This is a genomic window from Mesorhizobium sp. M7A.F.Ca.US.007.01.2.1 (genome assembly GCF_003998165.1).
GTDB classification, from domain to species: Bacteria; Pseudomonadota; Alphaproteobacteria; order Rhizobiales; family Rhizobiaceae; genus Mesorhizobium; species Mesorhizobium ciceri.
Window position 1 is genome coordinate 1 of sequence record NZ_RZQP01000324.1, and the last position, 5,496, is coordinate 5,496.

General features: G+C 61.5%; 5 protein-coding genes. 4 read left to right on the forward strand and 1 reads right to left on the reverse strand.

Features of this window, described 5'->3' with window-relative positions:
* Positions 1 to 187: 187 nt before the first annotated feature.
* The 4 genes from EN949_RS32515 to dprA are packed head-to-tail and all read left to right on the forward strand — an operon-like array spanning position 188 to position 4,196.
* A complete protein-coding gene (locus tag EN949_RS32515) occupies positions 188 to 1,147 on the forward strand; it encodes an aspartate carbamoyltransferase catalytic subunit (protein ID WP_127366082.1) in 960 nt (319 codons plus the stop codon).
* The gene (locus EN949_RS32520; protein ID WP_127366083.1) at positions 1,144 to 2,430 is read left to right on the forward strand and encodes a dihydroorotase; all 1,287 of its coding nucleotides are present in this window, start codon (positions 1,144 to 1,146) and stop codon (positions 2,428 to 2,430) included. Before EN949_RS32515 ends, EN949_RS32520 begins: the two co-directional genes overlap by 4 nt.
* A 60-nt stretch (positions 2,431 to 2,490) precedes the next feature.
* The gene (plsY, locus tag EN949_RS32525; RefSeq protein WP_127366084.1) at positions 2,491 to 3,078 is read left to right on the forward strand and encodes a glycerol-3-phosphate 1-O-acyltransferase PlsY; all 588 of its coding nucleotides are present in this window, start codon (positions 2,491 to 2,493) and stop codon (positions 3,076 to 3,078) included.
* A complete protein-coding gene (gene dprA, locus EN949_RS32530) occupies positions 3,075 to 4,196 on the forward strand; it encodes a DNA-processing protein DprA (RefSeq protein WP_127366085.1) in 1,122 nt (373 codons plus the stop codon). The genes plsY and dprA overlap by 4 nt, the downstream gene beginning before the upstream one ends.
* A gap of 61 nt (positions 4,197 to 4,257) precedes the next feature.
* On the opposite strand, the gene EN949_RS32535 is transcribed toward dprA, so the two are convergent.
* Positions 4,258 to 5,490: a type I restriction enzyme HsdR N-terminal domain-containing protein gene (locus EN949_RS32535; protein WP_245472561.1), complete on the reverse strand. Its 1,233-nt coding sequence runs from the start codon at positions 5,488 to 5,490 to the stop codon at positions 4,258 to 4,260.
* Positions 5,491 to 5,496: the final 6 nt, after the last annotated feature.

The window sequence follows — 5,496 nt, forward strand, 5'->3', positions numbered from 1 at the left end:
TCCTTCTATCGTCAGAAAGCCACGAATCCGAGGCTGTCGGCTAGATATAGCCAAGCCATGCAGCGCGCGCGATGAAAATACCGGCCGATACAATCGGCCATCTACACGAAAAAAATGAGGAGAACGGCTCCAATGCAAAGCTGGCGCTTGCAGCCGCAAAGTCTCCACCCTATAGCAGCCCCTTGAGATGACCGACGCTTCGTCCCCCTATCCTCATCGCCATCTTCTGGGCATCCGCGACCTTTCCCCTGCCGACATCGAGCTGTTGCTCGACAGGGCGGACCGGGCGGTCGCGATCTCGCGGCAGTCCGAGAAGAAAACCTCGACGCTGCGCGGCCGCACACAGATCAACCTGTTCTATGAAGCCTCGACGCGCACGCAGTCGTCGTTCGAACTGGCCGGAAAGCGGCTTGGCGCCGATGTCATGAACATGTCGGTGGCAAGCTCTTCGGTGAAGAAGGGCGAAACGCTCATCGACACGGCGATGACGCTGAATGCCATGCGGCCCGACATATTGATCATCCGCCACCAGTCGGCCGGTGCGGCCGCGCTTCTCGCGCAGAAGGTCGGCTGCTCCGTCGTCAATGCCGGCGACGGCGCGCATGAGCACCCGACACAAGCGCTGCTCGACGCGCTGACCATCCGCCGCGCCAAAGGCCCGCTGTCGAAGCTGATCGTGGCGATCTGCGGCGACATCCTGCATTCGCGCGTGGCGCGCTCCAACATCATTCTGCTCAACGCGCTCGGCGCGCAGGTGCGCGTCGTTGCGCCGTCGACGCTGCTGCCCACCGGCATCGAGAAGATGGGCGTCATCGTCACCCGTTCGATGGCCGAAGGCCTCAAGGACGCCGATGTGGTGATGATGCTGCGCCTGCAGCGCGAGCGCATGGAAGGCGCCTTCGTGCCTTCGGTGCGCGAGTATTTCCGCTATTTCGGCCTCGATGCGGAAAAACTGAAGGCGGCCAAAGACGACGCGTTGGTGATGCACCCCGGACCGATGAACCGTGGCGTCGAGATCGCTTCGGAAATCGCCGACGGCCCGCAAAGCGTCATCCAGGAACAGGTCGAAATGGGCGTTGCTGTGCGCATGGCGGTCATGGAAGCGCTGCTCGATCCCCGTCGCAATCAAGAGGGCCGCGGCGCATGAGCATAACGGTCTTTGAGCGCGCCCGCATCGTCGACCCCTCGCGCGGCATGGACGAAGTCGGCGCCGTCATCGTCGATGGCCGCAAGATCGTTGCCGCCGGCAAGGCAGCGCTCAACCAGGGCGCGCCCGAGGGCGCCACCATAATCGACTGCGCCGGCAAGGCGATCATTCCAGGCCTGGTCGATGGCCGCGTCTTCATCGGCGAACCGGGCGGCGAGCATCGCGAAACCATTGCGTCGGCGAGTGTCGCGGCGGCGGCTGGCGGCGTCACCTCCATCGTCATGATGCCCGATACCGACCCGGTGATCGACAATGTGGCGCTGGTCGAGTTCGTGCTGCGCACCGCGAAAGACACGGCTATCGTCAACGTCTTTCCGGCTGCGGCGATCACCAAGGGCCTCGACGGGCGCGAGATGACCGAGTTCGGCCTGCTGCGCGAAGCCGGCGCGGTCGCCTTCACCGATGGCCGCCACACCATATCGAGTGCGCTGGTGATGCGCCGCGCGCTGACCTATGCGCGCGACTTCGGCGCCACCATCGTGCATGAGACGCAGGATGCGGACCTCGGCTCATCCGGCGTGATGAATGAAGGCCTCTACGCCAGCTGGCTCGGCCTTTCCGGCATTCCGCGCGAGGCCGAATCCATCCCGCTGGAACGCGACCTTGCGCTGGCGCGGCTGACGCGCGGTTCGTACCATGCGGCGAAGATCTCGACGGCGATGGCGGCAAACGCCGTGACGCGTGCCAAGGCCGACGGGGCGACGGTGACGTCGGGCGTGGCGATCCACAATCTGTCGCTCAATGAAAACGATGTCGGCGAATACCGCACCTTCTTTCGCCTGACGCCGCCATTGCGTGCCGAGGAAGACCGGCTGGCGATGATCGAGGCGGTCAGGGACGGTACGATCGACATCATCGTCTCCTCGCACGATCCGCAGGATGTCGACACCAAGCGCCTGCCCTTCGCCGATGCGGCGGCCGGCGCCATCGGGTTGGAGACGCTGCTGGGCGCGGCCTTGCGGCTCTACCACAATGGCGACGTGCCGTTGCTGAGGCTGATCGAGACCCTGTCCACGGCCCCGGCAAAACTGTTCGGACTGCCCGGTGGCACGCTGAAGCCCGGCGCTGTCGCCGATCTTGCGCTTGTCGACCTCGACGAACCCTGGATCGTCAGCGAAAGCGGCATTCGTTCGCGCTCAAAAAACACCTGTTTCGAAGGTGCGCGCCTGCAAGGCAAGGTCTTGCAAACGCTGGTTGCGGGCCGCACAGTGTTCTCCGTCTGAGCCGGACAACCCGCGCACCGCGCCTGATCCGGCCAAACTGGGGGAAATGCGGGGGAAACAATGACTTACAGCCTCATCCCATCGCTTGTGTTCGGCTATCTCCTGGGCTCGATTCCGTTCGGACTTCTGCTCACCCGCGCGGCCGGCCTTGGCGATGTGCGCCAGATCGGCTCGGGCAACATCGGCGCCACCAATGTTCTGCGCACCGGCAACAAGGGCCTAGCCGCGGCGACGCTGTTGCTCGACGTGCTGAAGGGCACGGCCGCCGTGCTGATTGCTGGCTATTTCGCGCCTGACCTGGCGATCTGGGCCGGTCTCGGCGCCTTTCTCGGTCATCTCTTCCCGGTATGGCTGGGCTTCAAGGGCGGCAAGGGCGTCGCCACCTATCTCGGCGTGCTGATCGGCCTTGCCTGGCAGGTGGCGCTGATCTTCGCCGTCGTCTGGCTGGTGATGGCATTTCTCTTCCGTTATTCCTCGCTTGCGGCGCTGACGGCGGCGGTCATCGTGCCGATCGCCCTCTATTTCATGAGCACACCGCAGAATGCCGGGTTGTTCGCAGTGATGAGCATCATCGTTTTCATCAAGCACCGGGAAAACATTTCGCGCCTGCTTGCCGGCACCGAGGGCAAGATCGGAGCCAAGGGATGAGCGAGCCGACCGCCGGGCCGCGCCTCAGCGACCGGCAGCGGCTGAGCTGGCTACGACTGATCCGCACCCAGAATGTCGGCCCTGCCTCCTTTCGCGACCTGATCAACCGCTTCGGCTCAGCCGAAGCGGCGCTTGAAATACTGCCGGAACTGATGATTTCGGGCGGCGCCATCCGGATCGCCCGCATCCCGTCCGTTGCCGAGGCCGAGGCCGAACTGGAAACAGCTGGAAAGGCCGGCGCCCGCTTTGTCGGCATCGGTGAAGCAGACTACCCACCCCTCTTGCGCAACATGGATCATCCGCCGCCCCTGCTGGCGGTAAAGGGCAACGCAGCTGTTTTCCGGCTGCCGGGTGTCGCCATAGTCGGGGCACGCAACGCGTCGCTGGCCGGCATCAAGATGGCGCGCATGCTGGCAGCCGACCTCGGCCGCGACGGCTACGCAATCGTCTCCGGCCTGGCGCGCGGCATCGACACAGCGGCGCATCAGGGCAGTCTTGCGACCGGCACGATCGGCGTGCTGGCCGGCGGCCTCGACCAGCCTTATCCGCCTGAAAATGCAGGCCTGTGCGAAGAGATTGCCGAGCGTGGCGCCATCATTTCGGAGATGCCCTTCGGCTGGCAGCCGCGCGCTCAGGATTTTCCGCGCCGCAACCGCCTTGTCGCGGGTGCGGTCCTTGGGCTGGTGGTGGTCGAGGCAGCGCAACGCTCTGGGTCCCTGATCAGCGCCAGGCTTGCCGGCGAAATGGGCCGACTGGTCTTCGCTGTACCGGGCTCACCGCTCGATCCACGCGCCGCCGGCGCCAATGGCCTGCTCAAGGATGGCGCCACCCTGGTCACCGAAGCATCGGATATTTCCAGGGCAATCGCGCCGCTGACCGGCATGCGAGCGCCCGACGTGCCGCCGTTCGAAGAGCCGCCCGACTTCTTGGCCGCACCACCGCCCGGCGAAAGCGACCGCGCCCGCGTCATCGAGGCACTCGGCCCGACGCCCGTCTCGGTCGACGAGATCATCCGCCACACTGGCCTGCACCCGGCCCAAGTGTTCATGGTGCTGCTGGAACTCGACCTCGCCGGCCGGCTAGAACGCCACGCCGGAGGACATGTATCGCTGGTTTGACCCACAAACGGCTGCCGCGAATTTGGCGTCGGTTGCGGGCGTACAGCGAGATCGTGGAAGGTTAGGAAGCCGAAGCGATGGATGGCGCAGCCATTGCCCCAGCAAGGTATTCCTTTGCTGTAGCTCGCAAGCGATCGGCGTGGTCATAGATTTCGTCCAGCGAGTCGATCTTGACCTTCTCTTCCTTCTCTCCATCGAAAAGCCCGAGATATTTGACAGTCCGGTTGAACCATAGTCGGGCAAGTGGCTTGCGGTTGTTGTTATCAACGAGGATACCGCAATAGCTCTTCTGGTCGCGCATAATTACCCTTGCTGGCTTTAGAAGATCGCGGACAATAGCCCGGACGACCATGAAACCCTCGCGTTCGTCCTCCGTAGTCACAACCTCCTCTTCGGTCTCAATTCCATCCGCGCCAATCTCGGAAATCTCAGTTTCAGCCAACGCAGTGGATAAACGCGACTGAACAGATTCCCGAACAATCTCGCGAAAGGCTGCTTTGACCATCGGTGTGAACTGCTCCTTCACCTGACCGGTGAACCGGCCTTGGTAAAGTCCAACCGTCACCATCCGAACAAACTCCTCGGGCGGATTTTCCATCACGTTGCCAATCTCTTTTTTGATTGCCGAAGTGTATTTTAGGCGATGAGCGGACTGCAAGATTCCGTCTACGTTGAAATCAGCTTTTGCGAATTTCTTCAGTTCGGACGTCAGTTGACCCTGTAGGTCCGAAAGGTCAAATGTCAGGAACGGGCGATCATCGAGCTTATTCGGTGCAACCAGATCTGTATGGAAATGGAAGGCACGGCCGTTGGTAAGTATGGCAAATTTGGCGTTGGTGACGGAAAAATACCTGTAAAGCTGTGCAAGGTGAATCCGATCAAGAACTGTAGTGATTGGTTTGCATTCGACAAGAACCCTGATTTCTCCATCAATTTTGATCGCGTAATCTACCTTTTCTCCCTTCTTACCCACCGCGTCAGCACAGTACTCAGGTATTACTTCATCAGGATTGAAAACGTCATAATCTAGAGCCGCCAAGAATGGCAGAACTATCGCTGTCTTCAAGGCCTCTTCGGTAAGCATTGCGCTGGAATGCGTCTTGATTCTGTCAGCAAGTACGCGAAGTTTCTCTTCGACGCTCATAGTCCCCTCCCTCAAAATTTGAGATAGGATCGTGCAAAATATGTTTTTGCGCAAGTCGATCTGCACTTCAGAACTTATGATGCACCAAGATCTGTCAACGCAGTCGACCTCAACCGTCTGCCAGAAAGATAACGCCAGCCTCTCAGGCACAGAACC

What these genes read in the sequence shown, in the direction of transcription:
- dprA (WP_127366085.1), top strand. Translation starts at nt 3,075, where the DNA reads ATGAGCGAGCCGACCGCCGGGCCGCGCCTCAGCGACCGGCAGCGGCTG.
- EN949_RS32520 (WP_127366083.1), top strand. Translation starts at nt 1,144, where the DNA reads ATGAGCATAACGGTCTTTGAGCGCGCCCGCATCGTCGACCCCTCGCGC.
- plsY (WP_127366084.1), top strand. Translation starts at nt 2,491, where the DNA reads ATGACTTACAGCCTCATCCCATCGCTTGTGTTCGGCTATCTCCTGGGC.
- EN949_RS32515 (WP_127366082.1), top strand. Translation starts at nt 188, where the DNA reads ATGACCGACGCTTCGTCCCCCTATCCTCATCGCCATCTTCTGGGCATC.